Here is a 19,491-nt window from a genome sequence, read left to right on the forward strand (position 1 = left end):
AGATAAACACTACGAGTCATAATGGCACTACGCTATTCAAGGGCGAATCCAAAAAACAAAGTCACCCGACTTGCGTCGGGCGACTCTGTACTGCACTAACAAATGTTCCTGTTAGTTATGCGTGCCGGTTGTACCGGTGGTACCCGTCGTACCGGTGGTACCGCCGTTGGCACTGCCACCGCTGTTGGACGCCGCTACAGCACTGGCAACCATTGCAGTACTGGCCGCGGGCGCTTGCGAAGCCGCCACACTGCCACCTACATTGGTTACCGCTGTCAACGGTGCTTCAGCGGCGGCAGCCCAGTTGCTCAACATCGTCAACAGGGCAACTGCCATCACTTTTTTCATAACAACTCCTTTCTAACATTCGAACTGTTAAAAAACAGATCTGTGTCAGAGCTGGTAGCTTTCAAGTCCGCAAAGAGCGCGAACAAGATCCGTTGTTCTTTCACAGTCCTGTGCAACTGCTAAAGTCGAACGGCAGGTTTATATCTACGGACTTGCAAAAGGCATTGCCACTGTAATTTCCCGACGTTATCTAACAACCTGACTGAAACTAACATCGGACTAAATGGCCATCACCCTGAATAACCATTGGGATGATTCGACTGCCAGCGCCAAGTGTCGGCAACCATGTCCTGCAAGTTGCGCGAGGCTTTCCAGCCGAGCTCTTTCGCCGCTTTCGAAGCATCGGCAAAACTCTCGGCGATATCACCGGCGCGGCGCGGCATCATCCGGTACGGCACCGGCCGCCCGCAGGCCTGTTCGAAGGCATGCAGCACTTGCAGCACGCTGTAGCCATCGCCGGTGCCGAGGTTCCAGGTGTGAATGCCGGTGCGCTCGCTGATCGACTGCAACGCTTTCAAATGCCCATCCGCCAGATCGACGACATGGATGTAATCGCGCACGCCGGTGCCATCGGCGGTCGGGTAATCGTTACCGAAGATCGACAGTTCGCGCAGACTGCCGACCGCGACCTGGCTGATATACGGCACCAGGTTGTTCGGGATGCCGTTGGGGTCTTCGCCCATGTGCCCGCTGGCGTGGGCGCCGATCGGATTGAAATAGCGCAGCAGCGCGATACTCCAGCGCGGCTCGGCGAGGCTCAGGTCGCGCAGCACGTTCTCGACGATCAGCTTGGACTGGCCGTAGGGATTGGTCGGATTGCCCGTCGGAAAATCCTCGCGAATCGGCATTTCCTCGGGCTCGCCGTACACCGTTGCCGAGGAACTGAACACCAGCCGGAACACCCCCGCCGCTGCCATCGCCTGACACAGGGTGATGCTGCCGCCGACGTTGGTTTCGTAGTATTCGAGCGGTTTACGCACACTTTCGCCCACGGCTTTCAGCCCGGCGAAATGCAGCACGGCGTCGATCTGATGCTCGCGGAAAATACGATCCAGCAACGCGCGATCGCAGACGTCGCCGCGAATCATCCATGCACTTTTGCCGCAAATGGCCTCAACGGCGTGAAGTGCTGCGTCGCTGCTGTTACAAAGATTATCCAGAACGACAACTTCATAACCTGCTTCAAGCAATGCAAGTGTGGTATGCGAGCCGATATAGCCGGCACCACCCGTTACCAGAATTTTCATAGCGCGGTCCGTCATTGAATAAATACCCGGTAGCGTGTCAAGCCATGCCTGGTGGATATGCGGAGCAATTCACACAAACAGGGCGACAACAGCCTCAAACAAATTTAGTTCAACCACTGGCAATAATTATTTTTGCCGGTCAAACTGTTTGACGGGTACTTATTAGCACTCCCTGGATACTTATCACTATCGACAGATACCGACTAAAAATAACTTATAACCAAGTAGTCGACATCTCATAACATTAGCGCTTTTTAACAGCGCAACTAATTGCCAGCAACAACCTGACTCGGGTATTAAAGTAAGCCTTCAATAATCATTGAAACTTGCCGCCACTTTCTGGTGCGCAACCGTCGCCTGTGTTCCATGACTGTCCAGGATACTTTTATGATTCGTAAATGTTTGTTCCCCGCTGCCGGCTACGGCACGCGTTTCTTGCCGGCGACCAAAGCCATGCCGAAAGAGATGCTGCCGATTGTCAACAAGCCGTTGATCGAATACGCCGTTGAAGAAGCACGGGACGCTGGCCTGCAACACATGGCCATCGTCACCGGCCGGGGCAAACGCGCGCTGGAAGACCACTTCGACATCAGCTACGAACTCGAGCACCAGATCCGTGGCACCGAGAAAGAGAAATTCCTCGCCGGCACCCGCGAGCTGATCGACACCTGCACCTTCTCCTACACCCGTCAGGTGGAAATGAAAGGCCTTGGGCATGCGATCCTCAGCGGCCGCCCGTTGATTGGCGACGAGCCATTTGCCGTGGTGCTGGCCGACGACCTGTGCCTGAACCTCGAAGGCGACGGCGTGCTGTCGCAGATGATTCAGCTGTACAGGAAATTTCGCTGCTCGATCGTCGCCATCCAGGAAGTCCCGGCCGACCAGACTCACAAGTACGGCGTGATTGCCGGTGAGCTGATTTCCGAGGGCATCTACCGGGTCAACAACATGGTGGAAAAACCGGCGCCGCAGGACGCGCCGTCGAACCTGGCGATCATCGGGCGCTACATCCTCACCCCGGACATCTTCGACCTGATTGCCGACACCGAACCGGGCAAGGGCGGCGAAATCCAGATCACCGACGCACTGATGAAACAGGCGCAGAACGGCTGCGTGCTGGCCTACAAATTCAAAGGCCTGCGCTTCGATTGCGGCGATGCCGAGGGTTACTTGCAGGCGACCAACTTCTGCTACGACAACGTGTACCTCAAGGGCCGCTGAGACGGCTCCCCACCACCAAAGGCAGGCAACCATGAACATTGCACAACATTCGACAGAGATTGAACGTGAGGTGGGCAACCTCGGGGTGATGAGCTGGTTGTCGCGCCATCAACCGCTGCCCAGCGCCAACGAGACCTGGCTGGGCACGATTCTGCTGGTGGAGCGGATCGGCGTGTTCCCTGCGTCCGGCGATATTCGCCGGCCGCTGCGCGATCCCTATCCGCTGCTCGCGCACCTGAAGGCGTTGTATGGCGAACAGGCGCTGGAAATGGATGACCGCGATGGCCTGAAAGTGATCTTCAGCGACTGGCGCTTTCGCGTGCGCATCTGCTGCAACGACCCGGCGATCATCATTAACGTCGAGACGCGCTGTGATGCGCGGTTGATGCCGCGCAAGCTTGACGAACTGCTGGGGCTCATCGACGCCTTCAAGCACGACGCCTGATCACCCGGGCTTCACGCCGATCCATTGTGGGAGCGAGCCTGCTCCCGAAAGCGCCAGCACAGTCAGCATTGATCGTTCCCACGCTCCGCGTGGGAACGATCATGGTGGCGAGTCGTCGCAACCGGTACTCGTACCAGTTATCCAGCCATAAAAGTAATCGGCAATCACCTTCCCGCCCGTGGCCGGCAACGGATGAATCCTGTCCGGGCCGATCATCGCGCTGGCGTAGCGTTTGACGTCGGGGCCGAACGCGCATTGCAGGTTGGCGAAACCGAGCTGCTGCTCACGCGCCCACGGCTCGAGCACCTGCGCATAGGCCGACATCGGGTAAGCGCTGGAGCGCGTAGTGTCCTGACGCATGATCAGGTTGATGCTCGCCGCTGGCTGGATCTCGCGCAGCATGCTCACCAGGCCCTGAACGTTCTGCAGGTACTGCGCAGGTTTGACGCCGAAGCCCTGATCGTTGCCGCCGAGCATGATCAGGTACACGTCGGCCGGAATCTTCGACACCACAGCTTTCCATTGCGTCTGCCACTGCGGATCGGCGTGATAGAAATCCGCCGATGCCGCGCCGGAGGCCGCCAGTTTCGACACTCGCACGCCCTGCTGATGGTTACCCAGCCACAGGCCGAACAGTGTCGGCGCGCCCTTCACCACTTCCAGTCTGAATGACCAGTCTGCGGCTGATGGAGCGCCCGCTAGCGCGACTTTCTGAACACCTGAGCCTGCGAGTTTCAACGGTTGCCAGTCTTGGGCGGGCGACCAGCGATAGCGCAACTCATCGGACTCGCCATTGCCCAGATACAACAGTTTCGCCTGAGTGACCGTGGTATCGATGCGCGGCGAAGGGCTGGCATCGACTTGCAACCAGGCACCCGGCTTGCCGCTGATCGTGCGACTGTCCGGGCTGGCCTGGCCCAGGTCGGAAACCTTCCAGCCGCCGCCGAAGTATTTGTCGCTGCTGCGGGTGTATTTGAAGTGCGTGCCGCCCAGCGCCGCGCCGTGGTTGAAACCGACGTAACCGGGGCCGGCAAAACCCACCTCGGCGGCCACTCGCTGCACCAGTTTGTTCAGGTAGAAATCCTGCCCGGCGGTGTAGCTGTCGCCGATCACCGAAACCGCCAGCACCTTGCCGGTCTTGCCGTCGCGCCACTGCGCAAAGCGCTGGCGGGCATCGTCTACCGTGATGGCCGAGGTGGCGACTGTTTGAGGGGCGTCTACTGGCATCATTGAATATTTTCCTTTGTCCGGGATGGCCCCTTCGCGAGCAGGCTCGCTCCCACAAAAGACGCAATCCACACAACCTCTGTGGGAGCGAGCCTGCTCGCGAAGCTTTCAGCTGTTCTGCGTCTGCACCACCGAAGCGACAATCACCGGTGCTTTCCTCTTCGCCGCACGCTCGCCAAGGAACAACACCGAAGTGAAATTGAACCGACTGAACACCATCGCCAACAGCACCGGCCCGAGCAATCCACAACTCAGACCACCGAGCACCAGCAAGCTCTCATCCTTTACGCCCAGGCGCCCGAGGACAAACCGCGAGGTCGCTGCGAACAGCACATGAAAGAGGAAAATCGCATAGGAGTACCCGCCCAGCCAGGTCAGCGCTTTCGAACGCATGTCACTCGACAGCAACGCAATGCAAGACACGCAACCCACCGTCAAACCAATCAGGCTGCGGCGATCGACAATCAGCTCTCGATCAATCGCCGCGACGTACAGCAACGTCAGCGAGATCAGCACAAACAATAGCGGCCCGATCACTTTGAAACGCTGCTTCAAAACATCGACATTTTCCTGACCGATCATCCCCGCAACAAAAAACGGCAGCAGGTAAATCGCACCGTTGATACCGAAAGCATCCAGCGGCAACGGCGGCAGCAGGAACAACACGGCCGCAAACGCAAACAAGCCATACAGCCGCGTTGCTGAACGCAGCAGGCCGCGCCATTCCAGCAAGCCGACGAAGATGAAAATGCTGAACACCGCCTGCAGGAACCAGAAGTGGTTGATCGGTACCCAGAACGACAACAACGCGTCGATCACGCCGACGTCCTTGTTCACCCCCGGCCCCACCGCTTGCAGCACTGAGAACGGCACGCCGACGCAGAACAGCGGCACGATCAGCCGCCGCACCTTGCCAGCGAAGAAGGCGGAAAAGTCATTGCCGCGAATCTTGTAGATCGAATAGATGTAGCCGGAGATAAAGGTGAACAGCGGCATGCGCACATACACCATCGAGTCGGCGATGACCCGGAACGGTGAGCCGATGTCGATCTTCAAGCCGCCGCCCAGCGGACCGATGACGTGATAGAGAACCAGCAGCAGGCACGCCAGGCCGCGCAGGGTTTCGATCTCCAGGGATTTTTTCTTGCTCGACATAGAGCACCTGCCTTAAGTGAGAATTCTTGATTCGACCTGCACCGGTTTGTTCGCGCGCAGCATCAAGCCCAGGCCGACGAACAACACCGGCACGACCATCGAGAAGTGGCGGGCAAAGGAGCCGAAGTCCGGCTCGAACAAGCCTTGCACCAACAGAAACGCCAGCGGAATCGCGATCAGTTCCTTGGGTTTGGTCTGGATCGGCGCGCCCTTGTAGTCGGTCGAAGTGATGACTTTGAACAGTAGCAGCGCGGTCATGATCATCAGCGCAACGAAGATCACCTGCCCCGGCCCGGACAGCAGAATCAGCTCAACCGGGAACGACAGGCGGAAGAAAATGATCATCGAATCCAGTGCCTGGGAGACGAAGTCACTGCCGCTGAGCCACGACACGATGAGCGACTTCGAGCCCTCCTCGCCCGCCGTGCGCAGCTCGTTGTTGCTCGCCCGGATCGATGACACCGGAAAGCCCAGCGCCAGCTGAATGGCCATGGCCACCGCCAGATAAAACAGGAACAGCATCAGAAAGAAGGTGAAGCGCGAAACGTATTTTTTCATCACGCAGACGCCGACCCACGACAGCGAAAACAGAATCCAGTACGGCCGGATCAGCACGCCGTAAATCACCGCTGAAAGAAAAAACCCGCCGCGATATTTGCGCGTCAATGCGCTGAGCAGAATGCTCAACACCGCCACGGACACGATGATTTCCTTGGTCAGGTTCTCGAGGAAAAACGAGCGCACGATGCCCCACAGGCACAGAGTGCCGAAAATGGTCAGCGGCATGCGCCGAAACACCACCACCGGAATTGCGGTGAGGAAGAAATTGCAGAACATGCCGTAGGCCCAGGCATTGGTCAGATTGATCCCGGTGGGCCGCAGCAGGAACGCCGAACACTCGTAGGACGAGCGATCCGGCGAGAACGGGTTCCAGAAATTGCAGTTGTCGGCACGCGCATACGACGACCACAAGGTCATCGCATCCGGCCCCGGATCACGCGGCACCAACAGCGGCATCGCCACTGACAGAAACAGTCCGGTGAACAGGATCAGAAAGGAAATCGACGAATCGAATGTGCGCCCGCGAAACTCGATGCGCGGCAGTTTCAGGCCCATGACAGCGCAGCCTTCTTTGCGCCGGTGACACGGGTCAACACTGCAATCACACCAAGTTGCACGACGATGGCGAAAACATTGCCCCACGCCGCGCCGTAGATCGAGTAATGCTTGATCAGCACATAGCTGACCGGCACCGAAATCAGCAGGCAGAGCGCCGCGCTGGCCAGCGACACCCGGCTGTTTTTCGAAGCAATCAAACCGCCCCAGACGATGTCGCCAATCGCCCGCAACGCGAAGGAAAAAATCAGCACCGCGAGAATCGCGTTATCGGGACGCGGCACGCTGGCGGCGACGTAATCGAGCAGCACATTGAAAAACACATAGATCGCCACGGCCACAACGGCGGAGACCGCTAGCGAGCGCATCACCCATTTGTTGACGAACAGTTGCCTGACCGTGAACGCCTGTTGATCGGCCTGGAAACGCTTGGCCAACACCGGAATGCCGACCACCGCCACCACCGCATACGACAACGCCTGCAAAGTGTTCGCCGCCGACCACGCGTACACATATTTACCGAGGCTGGCGTAGGGCTCCAGGTCGATGATCAGAAAGCGCTCGGCGTACTGACTCAGGGCGATCAGACCGGTCCCGAGATAGAACGGCAACCCGGCCTTCCACACCGTCGCGGTATCCAGCGGCGCGGCTTCGCGGCCCTTGTGCACGTTCACCACGATCAGATAACCGGCGATGATCACCAGCACGTTGGCGGCGACCCACAGCCACAACACACTGGCGATGCCCGCGACCCAGCCGAGCACCATGCCGCCCACCGCCAACACCGCCCACAGGCCGGTCTTGATGAAGAACAGCAAGGCGCCGGCGGTGGCTTTCTGCGCAGAAAACACGAAGGAATTGATTTCGAACGACAGGTGCTCGGTGAGCAGCACCAGGGTCACGCACAGGATCAGCGTGGCGGTCGCTTCCACCGACTGGAACAGCGAATAGACCAGCACCGTCAGTACCGACAACAACAGCCCGACCGCCAGATACAGCAGCAGAACCTTGTCGACCAACCGCCGCGAGCTGCCGCCGACGCTGATCAAACGGTTGATTTCGGAACTGAAGCCGACGCTGTAGAACTTCGAAGCGATCAGCGAAGCCGCGACCACCACACCGTAAAAACCCAGCGCCTCGTAACCGAGGTAATGGGTGATGGCCAACACCAGCAAGAACTTCGCGCCCAAGGCTCCGCCGCGAAGCAACAGCCGAAATATCATCGAACGACACCCTTGATGATTTCGTCCATGGCCACGGTTTTCGCTTCGATTTCGCGGCAGGTGTCGTTCAGGCGCTTGCCGAAATCCGCCAAGGCATTGGGCGCGTAAACGGTGTTGATGATGGTGTCGACGTCGATGTCGCCGCCATTGATCACCCAGTCCTCGACGCCCATGTCCTGATAGGCGCCAAAGCCTTTGCGCTCGTAGCTGATGTGATACGCCGGCACGCCGGAGAGCAGCGATTCGATGGCGCCGTGCAGACGCACCGAGATCACCAGATCGGGTTGGTATTTGGCGATGGTTGCCTTCAGCGACAGCAGGTCTTCGTTGATGCCCAGCTCGCGGTAGAACGCGCCGTCATCGTTGCCACGCACCGCGCTCTGTACCGCGCAGACCACTTTGCTTTTGTTCTTCAGACGCTGCAGCAGCAGTTTCAGATTGGCCACGTAAGCGACCTTCTTCTCTTTGCTCCACTCCGGTGGCTTGCGCAGCACCACGCAGACGGTCGCCGGCGAGGCGGCGCAGCGGGTGAATTTCGGTTGCTGAAGAATCTTGCTCGCCAGCGACTGCACGGCCAGATCCGGCGCGCGGTAGACGTTTTCGCAAGCGTCAAAAATCGCCGAGGAACGGTTGTCACGCACGAACACCGCATCGGCGCTGGCGTAGTGTTCGACGATCTTGCTGCTCTCGCCGTGGAACGGGCCGATGCTCTGCGGCAGGTACACCGACGGCACTTTGCTGAGAATCGCGGTTTCCAGTTGCTTGGCATGGCCGAGCTTCAGCTTGATGTGCTCGAAGGCGCTTTTCGAACGCATGTAACCGCCGCCGACACCGACGATCAGATCGGTCTTCTTCAGCAGATCAGCGAGCCCGGCATAGGACTGATTGAGAAACACCGCTTGCTTGACCCGCCCCAGACCCTTGGCCGCCATCACCGGCGCATCGAAACGCGGGTGCGGCAAGTAGTTGAACGACTCGGGGTCGGACGCCACGACACTGATCGCGGTGTCTTCACCGAAGTTACGCTGCACCAGAGCAATGGCCAGATCGACGAGCAGACCGTCACCGGAGTTGGACGCACTGTAGCCATGCAAAATCGTTACGTTCATAAGCTTGAGTTCTACTTAATAAGTGGGAGCGTGATACAGGTCGTAGGTCTGGCGGATCATCAACGCGGCGCTGAAACGTTCGCGGACAATGCTCCGGCCTTCGTTGCCGAGGTCGAGCAGGCGCGGCTTCTGGATGATCGTCAAAACGTCGGCCAGCGCCTGGTGATCGCCGGAGGGGAAGACGTAGCCGGACACTTCATTGGTGACCAGTTCCGGCAGTGAAGTGCAGTTGCTGGCGATCACCGGCAGCCCCATGGCCATGCCTTCCAGCGGCACCATGGCAAAGCCTTCCCAGCGACTCGGTACGATCAGCGCATCGGCTTTCTGATACAGCGCCTGCACTTCACTAGGGGTCACCCACGGCAGGTACTCGACCGAATCCATCGGCGGGCACTCGACCGAATCTTCGTTGACCGCACTGCCGACCACGGTGAGTTTCAGGTCGTTGCGGTTGACCTTGGCGTAGGCCTTGAGCAGCACGTCGAAGCCTTTCTGGTAATCCAGGCGCCCGACGAACAGCAGATGAATCGGCTCGGCGCCAGCGGTTTTTGGCGCGTCATCCTTGTGATGAATGCCGTTGTAGATCAGCTTCATGCGCTTGCGCTCGATACCGAAACGCGCGGCTTTATCCAGCTCGTACTGGCTGACGCAGATGATCACGTCGGTGACTTTCTGCAGCACGCGCTCGATCCACGCGTAGACCTTCTGCTTGGTCGGCGAGCTTTCCATCAGGAACGAAAACGCATGCGGGCAGTAGACGATTTTCGGCTTGCGCCATGGTCGCAACAGCACACACACCACACGGCCGATCACCCCGGAAAAGGTGCTGTGCAAATGCACGACGTCGGGCTTTTCCTTGAGCAGCACCTGGCTCAGGCGCCAGGCGAAACGCAGCAGCGACGGCACGTTGCGGCCACTGCGCGGGAAGGTGCGCACTTGTTGCGGGGCGATGCCGTGCAGCTCCTTGGCCTGATCCTCGGGTACCAGATAGACCAGTTGATAATTCGCTGCGTCATCTTCGGGGGATGCCGAGATCGTGCGGATCACCGTCGCCACGCCACCTTTGATCGTCTCTGCCACGTGCAGTATTTTTTTCACAACTCACCCACTTCAAACAGGAAAGAACAATCGGCAACCATCAGGATTTGTCGGACGCGTATTCGTAGTTGTAATAGCCAGTGCCGCCGTAATAGCTGGCCGCACGCTTCTCGACGCCGTTGAACACCGCGCCTTTCAACTCGATGCCGTTCTGGGCGAAGCGGCGAATGGTCAGTTCGATCTCTTTGGCCGGGTTCACCCCAAAGCGGGTGACGATCAGGCTGATGCCGGCCTCGCGACCGACGATGGCGGCATCGGTCACTGCCAACAGCGGCGGCGTGTCGATGATCACCAGGTCATAGCGCTCGCTGAGTTCTGCCAGCAGCTCACGGAAGTTCGCATGCATCAGCAGCTCGGAAGGATTGGGCGGCACTTGCCCCCGGCTGATGAAATGCAGGTTGTCGACTTCGACCTTGTTGATCGCCTGCTCAAGGGTGCAGCGCTTGACCAGCAGGTCGGACAAACCATTGCTGATCGGCGTGTTGAGGGTTTTGTGCAGGTGCCCTTTGCGCATGTCGGCATCGATCAGCACCACGCGCTGGCCGCTGAGGGCCATGACCGCCGCAAGGTTGGACGAAACGAAGGTCTTGCCGACCTGCGGGCTCGGCCCGGAAATCATGATGCGGTTGTTGGTCGAATCGAGCCCGGCAAAGTGCAGGCAGGTGCGCAGGCTACGGATCGATTCGATCGACAGATCAGTCGGGTTGCGCAGCGCCAGCAGATACGCCGGCTTGTCGACGCCATCGCGGGCGCGGCCCTTTTTGTTGTCCTCTTCTTCCTGCAAGGCGCTGTAGGGAATCGACGCGTAAACCGGCAGGCCCAACTGCTCGATGCCTTCCGGGCCTTCAAGGCCACGGCTGAGGGATTTGCGCAGCAGCACCAGCGCCACGCCGACAAACGCGCCGAGCAATGTCGCGATCAGCACGATCAGTGGTTTCTTCGGTTTGATCGGATTGGTCAGGTCGACATCGGCGGTGTCGATCAGGCGCACGTTGCCGACGGCCCCGGCGCGGACGATGTCGAGTTCTTGGGATTTGTTCAGCAACTGCGTGTAGATCTGCGAAGCCACCTCGACGTCGCGGGTCAGGTTGAGCAATTCCTGCTGGGTGGCCGGCAGGTCCTGAACCTTGCCTTCGAGGGATTTCTGCTGCTGGGTCAATTCGCCGATCTGCGTCATCAAGGCGCGATAGGCCGGGTGCTGTTTGGTGAACTTGCGATCGAGCTCGGCCTGCTGCATTTTCAGCTCGGAGATGCGCGTTTCCAGCGCCACCGACTGGCCCAGCACCGACTGGGTTTCCAGCGAAATGTTCACCGTCTTGCCGTGGGTCTGGTAGGCATTCAAAGCGTCGCTGGCCTTGGCCAGATCACGCTTGACCTGGGGCAACTGGCTCTGCAGAAACGCCAGGCTCTGCGCGGCCTCCGCCGAAGTGCGCCGTACGTTTTGCTCGACGTAGAGCGAGGCGATCTTGTTGAGGATCTTCACCGCCTCGGCCGCGTCGGAGCTGGCCAGCGCCAGACGAATGATCCCCGACTCCTTGCCTTGTTCGGAGATATCCAGCGCGTCCTGATAGCCCTGAATGGTCACAATCCGAGGATTGCGCACCACCTGAAAGCGCGTGCCGGGGTTGGCCGAAAAGTGCGCGATCTGCCCTTCCACGCCATCGTTGGCAAACGCTTCGCCGGCCACGCCTTCGGCGAGCAGATTGTCGTTTTCATCGAACAGCTGAAAACGCTGCTGCTCGCCGGCGATCAGGGTGAGTTTCTTGCCGAGCAGGTCTTTCGGCAATTGCAGCCGAGTGAATTCCAGACGTTCGCCGCCCCAGGCATAACTGTTCAAACCGAAACGCGGCGGCGCGACGCTGGTCTCGCTGTCACCGCGATAGCGCCGCGAAAGGAAGCCGCCGATCAACGGGAACGTGTTGGGCGTGACGTCGATATCCAGGCGCAGGTCGTCAACGGTTTTGCCGATCACCGCGCGGGATTTGATGATGCCGATTTCGGTCACCGACGGCGATTGCCCACCGAGCATACTGTTGAGGTCGGAGAAACCGAGCATGTCGTTCTTTTTCGGTTCGACCTGCACCAGCGCGTTCGCCAGGTACACCGGCGTTGCCAGAACCGCATAGGCGACGCCGGTGACCATGAAGGCGCCCGTCAGCACGCCGATCAGCCACTTCTGGTCGATCAGGCTGCCGAAGATGCCGAGCAGATCAATACTGTCTTGATCATTGTCGCGGGTGCCGATTACGGACGGTAACTGCATAAGTCTGTTCTTACCATTTGCTGTTCTGAAGAATATTCATCAATGCCCGAGACGCTTCGCCCATGAACTAACAGCATCTTCAATCAATGCGTGGGCATGAATAAACGCGGCTTTGCCTTGACGATACGGATCATGTATTTCGCGCTCGCTCTGCCACTTGCCGAGCAGAAACACTTTGCCTCGGGCGTGCGAGGCAATCTTCAGCACTTGATTGACGTGGGCTTTTTCCATGACCAGGATCAGGTCCGAGTCATTGACGATGTCCGAGGTCAGTTGCCGCGCCTTGAAGGCCTCGGCGCAATGCCCGTGCTCTTCGAGAACCTGCCGCGCCGAGGCCTCCACGCCCTCGCCCACGCGGGCGGACAGCCCGGCAGAGGACACGGTGATGGCGGACTGGCCCAGCGCGTTGCGCAGCAGCAGTTCAGCCGTCGGACTTCGGCATATATTGCCCACGCAGACAACGAGGATCTTTTTGAACAAGTCTTGCTTTCCTGTGTAATATCAAACAGCCAACATGTCGCGAAAGTTAATGAACCCTCACGACTTTCCTGCACTCAGAAATAGCTTCGCCCTGTTAGTACAGGAACATTAAGTACCACAGCGTTTTAAGCCGCCCCAACCACAATTAGCGGACTAAAAATAACTGTGATTTTCAGTTGCTGTTTTCCTGACAAAAAATAACATTCGCGCACTTAGTGCCATCACCGTTATCGGAAATTGAGTAACGGGATAAATATTCGTAGTTGTCATTCTCTTCAGGAGAGCAGACATGAAAACAGCACAGCGCAATAAACTCGCCGCCCTCGCCCTGATGGCGCTCGGTGCCGCCAGCCAGGTTCACGCCAGTGAGCTGTTCCCCAACCTTCCGGCGAAAACCATCGGCGTGCAGGTGAAAATCCAGAGCTTTACCGCCGCCGATGCCGCGCAGATCAAGGCAGCAGGCTTCAGCTTTGTGCGCTTCGGTGTGTGGAGCGACAGCCTCACCGCCAAGACGTATCAGAAACAGGTCAGTGACGCCTTCGCCGCCGCCGCTTCCGCCGGCCTGCCGGTGCTGCTGACGGTGCGCGCGATCAAGGCACTGCCGGCCACTTCGCCCGAGGAACTGAACGCCGCCGGCGGTAAGTTCGCCAACACTGTGACCGGGCTGGAAAAATCCTGGAGCTCGCAATTGGTGGCGATCGAAATCTGGAACGAGCCGGACCTGGAAACCTATTGGCCGACGCGCAATTTCGACACAACGTTCGTGCCGTTCATGGCCGGCATGTGCAAGGCCTTCGAAGCTCAGCCACAGACGACACCACGGGTCGGTTTCGGCTTCGCCCGGCCGCCAAGCGCGGGCTCGGCGTCGACGGTGGCGCTGAAAAGTATCGTCAGCGAGTACCCCAAATGCTTGAACGCCGTGTCCTACCACCCTTACGGCATGACCGCCACGCAGATCAGCAACGCGCAGACCTTCATCCAGCAGAACTTCAATCTGCCGGGGGTCATCAGTGAATGGGGGGTGTCGGCCCTCGCCTCCAACGGCGGTCCTGAGGGGCAAGCAACCAAGATCAATGCGTTTATTACCGACGTTAAACGCCTCAATATTCCCCTGACCTCTATCTATGAATGGCGGAACAGTGATTCAGGCAGCAACGATCGCGAGAAGAACTTCGGCTTTCTGACCTCTGACGGCCAGCCAAAACCGGCGCGGTTGTCCGTGGAAGGTGTGTTGAACGCTGAGTAGGCGTTGGGCGACCGGCCTGTTCACAGGTCGGTTGCTTTGAACCTGTGGGCTGTTTTGGCATCGTATTCAGCGACACCGCGCCCCGCCTTTCAAACAATCGTTTTCAGGTTGTTGCCGCAGGGGCCATCGATCCACCAATGCACCCTTGAGTGCCCGTCAGCGCTCGGGTAATGTCTTCAGACCCATAGGATAGAGCACGCCCATGACTTCCAAGCTGGAACAACTCAAACAGTTCACCACCGTGGTTGCCGACACCGGCGACTTCGAAGCGATCGCCCGAGTCAAACCGGTCGACGCCACCACCAACCCTTCCCTGCTGCTCAAGGCTTCGGCCATTCACGGTTACGCCGAACTGCTGAACGATTGCGTTCGCGACTGCAAGGGCGATGTCGGCCTGGCCAGCGACCGTTTCGGCGTCGCAGTGGGCAAAGAAATTCTCAACGTGGTTCCGGGCCGCATCTCCACCGAAGTGGATGCGCGCCTGTCCTTCGACCAGGATGCGATCCTCAAGCGCGCGCATCGCCTGATCGAGCTGTACGACAAGGCCGGCGTCGGCCGCGACCGCGTGTTGATCAAGATCGCCTCGACCTGGGAAGGCATCCGCGCCGCCGAGATCCTCGAGAAGGAAGGCATCCAGACCAACCTGACGCTGCTGTTCTCCTTCGCCCAGGCCGCCGCCTGCGCCGACGCCGGGGTGTTCCTGATCTCGCCGTTCGTGGGCCGCATCTACGACTGGTACAAGAAGGCCAACGGCAACGACTACACCGGCGCCGATGATCCGGGCGTGCAGTCGGTGACGCGCATCTACAACTACTACAAGGCCAACGACTACAAGACCGTGGTCATGGGCGCGAGCTTCCGTAACATCAACCAGATCGAGCAACTGGCTGGCTGCGATCGCCTGACGATCAGCCCGGAACTGCTGGAGAAGCTGGCCGCCGATACCGGCAAGCTGGAACGCAAACTGGCGCCGGGCAATGCCGGTGAAGCGCGTCTGAGCCTCAACGAAGCGCAATTCCGCTGGTTGTCCAACGAAGACGCGATGGCCACCGAGAAACTGGCTGAAGGCATCCGTCAGTTCGCCCGCGACCAGGAGAAGCTGGAAGCGTTGCTGCAGGCCAAGCTGTGATTTGAGTCTGTAGAACGCAAAAAGGGCGAACCTGTGAGGGTTCGCCCTTTTTTATGGTGACTGGTGATCAACGTGTGGGAGCGAGCCTGCTCGCGAAGAGGCTGGCCTAAGCATCCTCAATTCACTGAATCAATGCCGCTCCAGCGCATTCACCAGATCATGAAACGCTTCACGATTGGAATCGTTCAGGCCCATGAGAATCTTGTGCGCTTCCAGCACCTTGATTCGCACCACTTCTTCGGACTGGTCCTGATCCGGCAGGTCGTCCAGGCACTCCGGGCACGGCACCGGGTGGTTGACGATGTTGAACACCTGCTCGAAGCCCATCGACTGCAAAAGCCGAGTGATGTCTTCGTGGGTGGTGACAACCGTCGGCAACAGGCCGACCTTCTGCCGCGACAGGATCGACAGTTTGGCCAGCAGGCCCAGGGTGGTGCTGTCGATGCTGCGGGTTTCGGTCAAATCGATCACGATCGCGTTGAAATTCAGCGCGGTGAAGATTTTCTCAATAGTCGCATCCAACGCCGAACACAGGGTCAGGCGAACTTCACCGACGAACTTCAGGACGAAGGTGCCGTCCTGCTCGGCGAACTGGATTCTACCGGTACTCATTAAAGATTCCTGCTCAACACCAACAGGGCGATATCATCCGGCATCTCCCCTAGCGTGGCCAAACCAAACACTTGCCGCAGACCATCCAGGCTGCCGCCCGCTGACTTCACCCGTTCGGGCAAAGCAGCCTCTTTTTCTTTGAGCGTTGCTTCCGGCAAAAGGTCCAGAATGCCATCAGACATCAGCGTCAGGCTGAACGTCGGCGGCAGCTCAAGCACGTGGTCTTCGTAGGTGGCTTCGTTGAAAAGCCCCACCGGCAGACCACGGCCGTCGAGATAACGAACACTGTCAGGCGTGTACAACACAGGCAAAGGCAGATGGCCGCCGATGCTATAGGTCAACAAACCGGTCTCCTCGTCGATGACTCCACCGACCATTGTGACGTGTTTACCCAGCTTACAACTGATCAGCCCCCGGTTGATATGACCGAGCACTTCCGAAGGCTTGAACTCCGGCAAGGTACCGCTGCGTTTCGATTCGAAGAGCAAACGCGTGGTCATGAACTTCAGCAGCACGGTGACGAAGGCTGATGACGCGCCATGCCCGGAAACATCCGCCAGATAAAACGCGACCCGGCGCTCGTCAACGCGGAAATAGTCGACAAAATCACCCGACAGGTACAGCGACGGGATGATCTGGTGGGCAAAATTGAATTCGTCAATGCTCCACGGGCTTTCCGGCAGCATGTTCATCTGCACCTGGCGACCGGCGTTCTGGTCTTCCTGGAGCAGGTTCAGGCTGGCTTCGAGCTCGCGGTTGGCCTTTTCCAGCTTCTCGCTGTAGCGCTGGTTTTCCAGCAGCAGCCGCGCACGATCCAGGGCCCGGCGCACGGAGTGCTCGAGCACAGCCAGATCTTCGAGAGGCTTGATCAGGTAATCCGCCGCGCCCAGGCGCAGGGCCTCGACCGCGTCGTTCATCACCCCGGCACCCGAGACCACGATCACCGGCGTCTCCGGTGAGCGCTCGGTGACCTGACGGATCAATTCGAGACCGCCCATCTGCGGCATGCGCAGATCGCAGATGACCAGATCGGGCTCGTCTTGCTCGAATACCTGAAGACCCTGTTGACCGTTGCCGGCCTGCAGGACGCTGAAACCACTGTCTTCCAGATAGGCCGCGAGGCTCGCGCGCACTACCTCGTCATCATCGATTATCAGCAGCGTGGCACTGGTTTTTGGCATGTGGGCAAACGGCGCCAGAATTAGGTTGGCGTAGTGAGCGGGGCAACGGCCCTGCGCAGACTACTGGATTCGCTTTCTAGCCTCTCTGTTGCAGCGCTTTCAAGCATTCGCCTGGCGCGCGGTTTTAGACAGAGGTGCCCTTCTAAGGCGCAGACGGTACTCCCATCCGCAGAGCGTTTCAAGCATGCGCCGATTGTCGCTTGACGACTTTGTTTGTCAAATCACCGGGAGTTATAAGAACCGCTCCAAAGGTAACCCGATGGAAGGTAGTGGCAGTCGCAGGCGACGCTCTGGCGCGGACAAAAAAGGCGACCCGAGGGCCGCCTTTTTCATCACCGGTCAAAATCAGAAATCGTCTTCAACCTGACCGTCCTTCACCTTGAACTCACGGTTCTGCAGGTAAGCGTTGCGGATGAAGGTGTATTTGTCGCCGCTGATCAGCTTCTCGCTCGACAGCAGGCTGGCGCGGGTGTCAACGATATTCAGGCCGAAGATCGAGTTACGCGTCGGCACGTGGTCGATGTAGCGGTACGCGCCGGTGAAGCTGTCGACGTATTTCGACGGTGCGTCACGCAGGGTGCTCGGCCCCATCAGCGGCAGCATCACGTATGGGCCGCTGCCCACGCCCCAATAGCCGAGGGTCTGACCGAAGTCTTCGTCGCTGCGGTTCAAGCCCATCTTGGTGCCGACATCAAAGAAGCCGAGCAGACCGAAGGTGGTGTTGAAGATCAGTCGGGCGGTATCAACGCCCGCCGCAGCCGGTTTGGCCTGGAGAATGTTGTTCGCCAGGTTGGTCACGTCACCGACGTTGCGGAACATATTGTGAATGCCGTCTTCAACGAACTGCGGGGTGATGAACTCATAACCCTGGGCCAGTGGCTTCAGCGCGTAGGTGTCAACGAAGTCGTTGAACTGGAAAATCGGCCGGTTGACGCTTTCCCAAGGGTCTTCTTCGGTGGCCGCCTGGGTGGCGAACGGCGCCAGCAACAGGCTGGCACATACACTTAGCTGAATGAGCGAAGGGCTCCAGCGCATAGAAAAACTCCTTGGATTCGATACTGGCGCGGTCCTCTCGGCCCGGGCATTAAGGCCGCTAGTATAAGCGTAAACGGCGATTTGGGCAGTGCGCCGCTGCAAGGATATGCAGGAAGTTTCCTACGCAGGCTTTTACCCGCCTGTCATGCAACTGTCACCCCAGCGCCTTAGTCTTGAGCGTTATTTCAGGGACGTTGCCATGACTCACGCCGAAACCTTGCCCGTCGCCGCGCCCGGCCTGACTGCCGTGCTGTTCGGCCTGAGCGGTTGCCTGGTGGATTTCGGTGCCCGCGCCGCGCAAGAGCTCAACTCCCAGCCGGAACATGCCAAAACTACACCGGGCGCACTCGATAGCCTGAAAAGTTTGCAGCGCCAGGGAATTCCCTGCGCGTGGCTCGACGAATTGCCCCCTGCCCTCGCTCAGCCACTGGCCGCGTCGCTGCCGGACTGGATCAAACCGACGCAACATTCAGCAACAATGAATCCGTGGCCAGCGCCCAACGCGTGCTGGCAGGCGTTGATGAGTTTGAACATCGACCGCCTCGACGGTTGCGTGCTGGTCAGTGGTGAGCCGCGCCTGTTACAGGCCGGTCTGAATGCCGGGTTATGGACGATTGGCCTGGCGTCCTGTGGCTCGCTGTGCGGCCTTAACCCAAGCGAATGGCAGGCGCTCTCGCAAAAGGAGCGCGAACAGTTGCGCGGCAAGGCAACTGTGCAGTTGTTCGGCCTGGGCGTGCATTCGGTAATCGATCATCTCGGCGAACTGGACGCCTGCCTCGCCGACATCAGCTTGCGCCGCGCCAAAGGCGAAAAGCCCTGACCGGCGTCATGCAGGTTTACCGAGAGTGGATTAATCTAAAGGTCAGCCATAGACCTTTGGCGCGCGGCTGCGGTCAATGCCAGTGCCTATTGATAAAAGGAAACCACCATGCCCGCCCAAGAACTGCAAAAACAGCTCGATACACTGCGCGAGCAGCTGAAACACAATCCACCGCTGTCGGAAGCAGAGCGTGAAGATCTGCATGCGCTGATGGCGCAGATCGAATCGGAGATCCAGCTGGAAACTGCCACCCAGAACGCAAGCATCGCCGATGGCGTGAACCTGGCAGTGGAGCGCTTCGAAGTCGAACACCCGGCGATCGCCGGCACCCTGCGCAACATCGTCAACGCGCTGGGCAGCATGGGCATCTGACGCCCCGCCGCACAAAAAAGCCCTGCCAGCGATGGCAGGGCTTTTTCATTTGCAAAATGTGCATGCAAGCCCTTGTGGGAGCGAGCCTGCTCGCGAAGGCGTCGTATCAGTCGACATCATCGTTGAATGACACACCGCATTCGCGAGCAGGCTCGCTCCCACAT

19 protein-coding genes and 1 pseudogene are annotated in these 19,491 nt (G+C 58.9%); 7 read left to right on the forward strand and 13 right to left on the reverse strand.

Annotated elements, in window-relative coordinates; all coding sequences use genetic code 11:
- Positions 1 to 111: 111 nt before the first annotated feature.
- Together PSH90_RS17665 and galE are read right to left on the reverse strand one after the other, a co-directional pair.
- Positions 112 to 348, reverse strand: a complete 237-nt coding sequence (locus tag PSH90_RS17665; protein ID WP_016775457.1) for a hypothetical protein — start codon at positions 346 to 348, stop codon at positions 112 to 114.
- A gap of 230 nt (positions 349 to 578) precedes the next feature.
- Positions 579 to 1,595: a UDP-glucose 4-epimerase GalE gene (gene galE, locus PSH90_RS17670; RefSeq protein WP_305381180.1), complete on the reverse strand. Its 1,017-nt coding sequence runs from the start codon at positions 1,593 to 1,595 to the stop codon at positions 579 to 581.
- Between the two features lie 387 nt (positions 1,596 to 1,982).
- On the opposite strand from galE, the gene galU reads away from it, so the two are divergent.
- Complete coding sequence (galU, locus tag PSH90_RS17675) at positions 1,983 to 2,816, forward strand: UTP--glucose-1-phosphate uridylyltransferase GalU (protein WP_041477294.1); 834 nt, start codon at positions 1,983 to 1,985, stop codon at positions 2,814 to 2,816.
- A gap of 31 nt (positions 2,817 to 2,847) precedes the next feature.
- The gene (locus PSH90_RS17680; protein ID WP_016770593.1) at positions 2,848 to 3,261 is read left to right on the forward strand and encodes a mannose-1-phosphate guanylyltransferase; all 414 of its coding nucleotides are present in this window, start codon (positions 2,848 to 2,850) and stop codon (positions 3,259 to 3,261) included.
- 99 nt (positions 3,262 to 3,360) lie between these two features.
- Here PSH90_RS17680 and PSH90_RS17685 read toward each other — a convergent pair whose 3' ends face one another.
- From PSH90_RS17685 to PSH90_RS17720, 8 genes are all read right to left on the reverse strand, one after another.
- The gene (locus tag PSH90_RS17685; protein ID WP_305381181.1) at positions 3,361 to 4,491 is read right to left on the reverse strand and encodes a GDSL-type esterase/lipase family protein; all 1,131 of its coding nucleotides are present in this window, start codon (positions 4,489 to 4,491) and stop codon (positions 3,361 to 3,363) included.
- Positions 4,492 to 4,596: 105 nt separating this feature from the next.
- Entirely contained in the window at positions 4,597 to 5,643 is a 1,047-nt protein-coding gene (locus PSH90_RS17690) for an acyltransferase family protein (RefSeq protein ID WP_305381182.1), read from the reverse strand.
- 12 nt (positions 5,644 to 5,655) lie between these two features.
- On the reverse strand, positions 5,656 to 6,759 hold the full coding sequence (locus PSH90_RS17695) for a hypothetical protein (protein ID WP_056791467.1): 1,104 nt from the start codon (positions 6,757 to 6,759) through the stop codon (positions 5,656 to 5,658).
- Entirely contained in the window at positions 6,750 to 7,982 is a 1,233-nt protein-coding gene (locus tag PSH90_RS17700; protein WP_370695106.1) for an oligosaccharide flippase family protein, read from the reverse strand. Before PSH90_RS17700 ends, PSH90_RS17695 begins: the two co-directional genes overlap by 10 nt.
- Positions 7,979 to 9,091, reverse strand: coding sequence for a polysaccharide pyruvyl transferase family protein (locus PSH90_RS17705; RefSeq protein ID WP_305381185.1), 1,113 nt, complete (start codon positions 9,089 to 9,091; stop codon positions 7,979 to 7,981). The genes PSH90_RS17700 and PSH90_RS17705 overlap by 4 nt, the downstream gene beginning before the upstream one ends.
- Before the next feature lie 15 nt (positions 9,092 to 9,106).
- The gene (locus tag PSH90_RS17710) at positions 9,107 to 10,189 is read right to left on the reverse strand and encodes a glycosyltransferase (RefSeq protein WP_116657877.1); all 1,083 of its coding nucleotides are present in this window, start codon (positions 10,187 to 10,189) and stop codon (positions 9,107 to 9,109) included.
- Between the two features lie 40 nt (positions 10,190 to 10,229).
- Complete coding sequence (locus PSH90_RS17715; RefSeq protein ID WP_305381186.1) at positions 10,230 to 12,452, reverse strand: polysaccharide biosynthesis tyrosine autokinase; 2,223 nt, start codon at positions 12,450 to 12,452, stop codon at positions 10,230 to 10,232.
- Between the two features lie 39 nt (positions 12,453 to 12,491).
- Positions 12,492 to 12,932 (reverse strand): low molecular weight protein-tyrosine-phosphatase, encoded by a 441-nt coding sequence (locus tag PSH90_RS17720; RefSeq protein WP_073471426.1) that lies wholly within the window; start codon positions 12,930 to 12,932, stop codon positions 12,492 to 12,494.
- Positions 12,933 to 13,221: 289 nt separating this feature from the next.
- On the opposite strand from PSH90_RS17720, the gene PSH90_RS17725 reads away from it, so the two are divergent.
- Both PSH90_RS17725 and tal read left to right on the forward strand, forming a co-directional pair.
- Positions 13,222 to 14,178, forward strand: coding sequence for a glycosyl hydrolase family 5 (locus PSH90_RS17725; protein WP_095182384.1), 957 nt, complete (start codon positions 13,222 to 13,224; stop codon positions 14,176 to 14,178).
- Positions 14,179 to 14,380: 202 nt separating this feature from the next.
- Positions 14,381 to 15,307 carry a transaldolase gene (gene tal / locus PSH90_RS17730; protein ID WP_041477315.1) on the forward strand — a complete coding sequence of 309 codons (927 nt, stop codon included), beginning with the start codon at positions 14,381 to 14,383 and terminating at the stop codon, positions 15,305 to 15,307.
- Positions 15,308 to 15,436: 129 nt separating this feature from the next.
- Here the strand turns inward: tal and rssC are convergent, their stop codons facing one another.
- The 3 genes from rssC to PSH90_RS17745 form a co-directional block, all read right to left on the reverse strand.
- The gene (rssC, locus tag PSH90_RS17735) at positions 15,437 to 15,919 is read right to left on the reverse strand and encodes an anti-sigma factor antagonist RssC (protein WP_003226553.1); all 483 of its coding nucleotides are present in this window, start codon (positions 15,917 to 15,919) and stop codon (positions 15,437 to 15,439) included.
- On the reverse strand, positions 15,919 to 17,100 hold the full coding sequence (gene rssB / locus PSH90_RS17740) for a two-component system response regulator RssB (protein WP_252878607.1): 1,182 nt from the start codon (positions 17,098 to 17,100) through the stop codon (positions 15,919 to 15,921). Before rssB ends, rssC begins: the two co-directional genes overlap by 1 nt.
- A 345-nt stretch (positions 17,101 to 17,445) precedes the next feature.
- On the reverse strand, positions 17,446 to 18,135 hold the full coding sequence (locus PSH90_RS17745) for a VacJ family lipoprotein (RefSeq protein ID WP_305381187.1): 690 nt from the start codon (positions 18,133 to 18,135) through the stop codon (positions 17,446 to 17,448).
- Positions 18,136 to 18,334: 199 nt separating this feature from the next.
- On the opposite strand from PSH90_RS17745, the gene PSH90_RS17750 reads away from it, so the two are divergent.
- The 3 genes and pseudogenes from PSH90_RS17750 to PSH90_RS27575 all read left to right on the forward strand — a co-directional run.
- Complete coding sequence (locus PSH90_RS17750) at positions 18,335 to 18,955, forward strand: HAD family phosphatase (protein WP_150741250.1); 621 nt, start codon at positions 18,335 to 18,337, stop codon at positions 18,953 to 18,955.
- Positions 18,956 to 19,063: 108 nt separating this feature from the next.
- Complete coding sequence (locus tag PSH90_RS17755) at positions 19,064 to 19,327, forward strand: DUF4404 family protein (RefSeq protein WP_150741251.1); 264 nt, start codon at positions 19,064 to 19,066, stop codon at positions 19,325 to 19,327.
- A gap of 56 nt (positions 19,328 to 19,383) precedes the next feature.
- A pseudogene (locus tag PSH90_RS27575) lies at positions 19,384 to 19,488 on the forward strand (metal ABC transporter ATP-binding protein); the annotation flags it as partial.
- Positions 19,489 to 19,491 lie beyond the last annotated feature (3 nt).

Source organism: Pseudomonas sp. FP1762 (genome assembly GCF_030687105.1).
In the GTDB taxonomy this organism is placed as follows: Bacteria; Pseudomonadota; Gammaproteobacteria; order Pseudomonadales; family Pseudomonadaceae; genus Aquipseudomonas; species Aquipseudomonas siliginis.

Excerpts from the sequence above, each read along its gene's own strand:
- PSH90_RS17665 (WP_016775457.1), bottom strand. The coding sequence starts at position 348 with ATGAAAAAAGTGATGGCAGTTGCCCTGTTGACGATGTTGAGCAACTGG.
- galE (WP_305381180.1), bottom strand. The coding sequence starts at position 1,595 with ATGAAAATTCTGGTAACGGGTGGTGCCGGCTATATCGGCTCGCATACC.
- galU (WP_041477294.1), top strand. The coding sequence starts at position 1,983 with ATGATTCGTAAATGTTTGTTCCCCGCTGCCGGCTACGGCACGCGTTTC.
- PSH90_RS17680 (WP_016770593.1), top strand. The coding sequence starts at position 2,848 with ATGAACATTGCACAACATTCGACAGAGATTGAACGTGAGGTGGGCAAC.
- PSH90_RS17685 (WP_305381181.1), bottom strand. The coding sequence starts at position 4,491 with ATGATGCCAGTAGACGCCCCTCAAACAGTCGCCACCTCGGCCATCACG.
- PSH90_RS17690 (WP_305381182.1), bottom strand. The coding sequence starts at position 5,643 with ATGTCGAGCAAGAAAAAATCCCTGGAGATCGAAACCCTGCGCGGCCTG.
- PSH90_RS17695 (WP_056791467.1), bottom strand. The coding sequence starts at position 6,759 with ATGGGCCTGAAACTGCCGCGCATCGAGTTTCGCGGGCGCACATTCGAT.
- PSH90_RS17700 (WP_370695106.1), bottom strand. The coding sequence starts at position 7,982 with ATGATATTTCGGCTGTTGCTTCGCGGCGGAGCCTTGGGCGCGAAGTTC.
- PSH90_RS17705 (WP_305381185.1), bottom strand. The coding sequence starts at position 9,091 with ATGAACGTAACGATTTTGCATGGCTACAGTGCGTCCAACTCCGGTGAC.
- PSH90_RS17715 (WP_305381186.1), bottom strand. The coding sequence starts at position 12,452 with ATGCAGTTACCGTCCGTAATCGGCACCCGCGACAATGATCAAGACAGT.
- PSH90_RS17725 (WP_095182384.1), top strand. The coding sequence starts at position 13,222 with ATGAAAACAGCACAGCGCAATAAACTCGCCGCCCTCGCCCTGATGGCG.
- tal (WP_041477315.1), top strand. The coding sequence starts at position 14,381 with ATGACTTCCAAGCTGGAACAACTCAAACAGTTCACCACCGTGGTTGCC.
- rssC (WP_003226553.1), bottom strand. The coding sequence starts at position 15,919 with ATGAGTACCGGTAGAATCCAGTTCGCCGAGCAGGACGGCACCTTCGTC.
- rssB (WP_252878607.1), bottom strand. The coding sequence starts at position 17,100 with ATGCCAAAAACCAGTGCCACGCTGCTGATAATCGATGATGACGAGGTA.
- PSH90_RS17745 (WP_305381187.1), bottom strand. The coding sequence starts at position 18,135 with ATGCGCTGGAGCCCTTCGCTCATTCAGCTAAGTGTATGTGCCAGCCTG.
- PSH90_RS17750 (WP_150741250.1), top strand. The coding sequence starts at position 18,335 with ATGACTCACGCCGAAACCTTGCCCGTCGCCGCGCCCGGCCTGACTGCC.
- PSH90_RS17755 (WP_150741251.1), top strand. The coding sequence starts at position 19,064 with ATGCCCGCCCAAGAACTGCAAAAACAGCTCGATACACTGCGCGAGCAG.